Origin of the sequence: Rhodopseudomonas sp., assembly GCF_048594845.1 — a bacterium.
In the GTDB taxonomy this organism is placed as follows: domain Bacteria; phylum Pseudomonadota; class Alphaproteobacteria; order Rhizobiales; family Xanthobacteraceae; genus Rhodopseudomonas.
In genome coordinates, this window is record NZ_JBMDXE010000058.1 from 1 (window position 1) to 1,836 (window position 1,836).

Consider the following 1,836-nt stretch of genomic DNA (forward strand, 5'->3'; position numbering starts at 1 on the left):
GAACTTCGACTTGGTGACCGAGTCGTTGTCGTTGATGGCGGGCCCCAGCAGCGTGCCGGCCTTCTGCATGTCGTAGAGGCGATGCACGCCGGTGGTGGTCTCTTCTGAGACGCCCTTGATGTTCTTGGCGATCTCCGCGAAGTAACCCTTCGGCTTCTCCTTGAGCTGCTTCTTCAAGAGCGCGAAGAAGATCACTTCCTCGTCGGAGCCGGGCTTGTCGAGGAAGGCGGTGTCGCCGTTCTCGGCGCGCAGGCCGAGATGGACGTACATGGTGGCGTCGCCGCCGTCGTCCAGGATCATGTTCGGGGTGCCGCCGCCGTGCCAGTCGAACATCCGGGCGGTGTAGGCCCAGTAATCCTCGAGGCTCTCACCCTTGATGGCGAAAACCGGGATGCCGGCCGCCGCGATCGCCGCGGCGGCGTGGTCCTGGGTCGAGTAGATGTTGCACGACACCCCGCGCACGTCGGCGCCGAGCGCCACCAGCGTCTCGATCAGCACCGCAGTCTGGATCGTCATGTGCAGCGAGCCGGCGATACGCGCGCCCTTCAGCGGCTGCTTCGGGCCGTATTCCTCGCGGGTCGCCATCAGGCCGGGCATTTCGGTCTCGGCCAGCGAGATTTCCTTGCGGCCGAAATCGGCGAGGCCGATGTCCTTGACGATGTAGTCGGTGAACTTGGCGGTCATGCGGGTGGGTTCCTGATGTCTGTGTCAGCCGAACTGAGCACTACGAACTGAATGGGGCAGTTTGAGGCATCCTGCAGGCTCGACGTCATCCTGAGGTGCGCGCATCTTTTGTGCGCGCCTCGAAGGATGACTGCAGGCACTTCGTCCGGTCATCCTGCGAGGCTCGCCGAAGGGGCTCGCACCTCAGGTGACGGCAGAACCTCCCCCGGCGAGACGCCGAGGGAGGGACTTACTTGGTCGACTTAGACCGCGCGCTTGAGCGCGTCGGCAAGATCGGTCTTCTCCCAGGAGAAGCCGCCGTCGGCGTCCGGGGTGCGGCCGAAATGGCCGTAGGACGAGGTCCGCGCGTAGATCGGCTTGTTGAGGTCGAGATGGGTGCGGATGCCGCGCGGGGTCAGGTCCATCGCCTGCGCGACGGCCTTCTCGAGCTTGTCCTCTGAAACCTTCCCGGTGCCGTGGGTGTCGATGTAGATCGACAGCGGCCGCGCCACGCCGATGGCGTAGGCGAGCTGCAGCGTGCACTTGTCGGCGAGACCGGCCGCGACGATGTTCTTGGCGAGGTAGCGCGACGCATAGGCGGCCGAACGGTCGACCTTGGTCGGATCCTTGCCGGAGAACGCGCCGCCGCCGTGCGGGGCCGCGCCGCCGTAGGTGTCGACGATGATCTTGCGGCCGGTCAGGCCGGTGTCGCCATCCGGGCCGCCGATGAAGAACTTGCCGGTCGGGTTGATGTGCCAGATCGTCTTGTCGGTGATCCACTCGGCCGGCAGCGCCTGGCGCACATACGGCTCGACGCGCTCGCGCACCTGGTTCGAGGTCATGTCCTCGACGAGGTGCTGGTGCGACACCACGATCTCGCGGACGCCGACCGGCTTGCCGTTCTCGTACTGGATGGTGACCTGGCTCTTGGAGTCCGGACCCAGCACCTTCTCCTTGCCGGAGTGGCGGGCTTCGGAGATCAGCCGCAGGATCTTGTGGGCGTAGAAGATCGGGGCCGGCATCAGGTCGGGCGTCTCGTTGGTGGCGTAGCCGAACATGATGCCCTGGTCGCCGGCGCCCTCTTCCTTGTTGGTGCCGGGCTGCAGCGCGTCCACGCCCTGCGCGATGTCGGCTGACTGCGGGTGCAGCAGGATCTCGATATCGCAGGTGTTC

2 protein-coding genes are annotated in these 1,836 nt (G+C 65.7%); both read right to left on the reverse strand.

Translation table 11 applies throughout. From position 1 onward, the window contains the following. Positions 1-684: adenosylhomocysteinase (locus ACOJTD_RS03025; protein WP_420131462.1), on the reverse strand; the 684-nt coding region annotated here is incomplete at its 3' end. 242 nt (positions 685-926) lie between these two features. Then, positions 927-1,836, reverse strand: a 910-nt coding sequence (metK, locus tag ACOJTD_RS03030; protein WP_420131463.1) for a methionine adenosyltransferase, incomplete at its 5' end; no start/stop codon positions are given.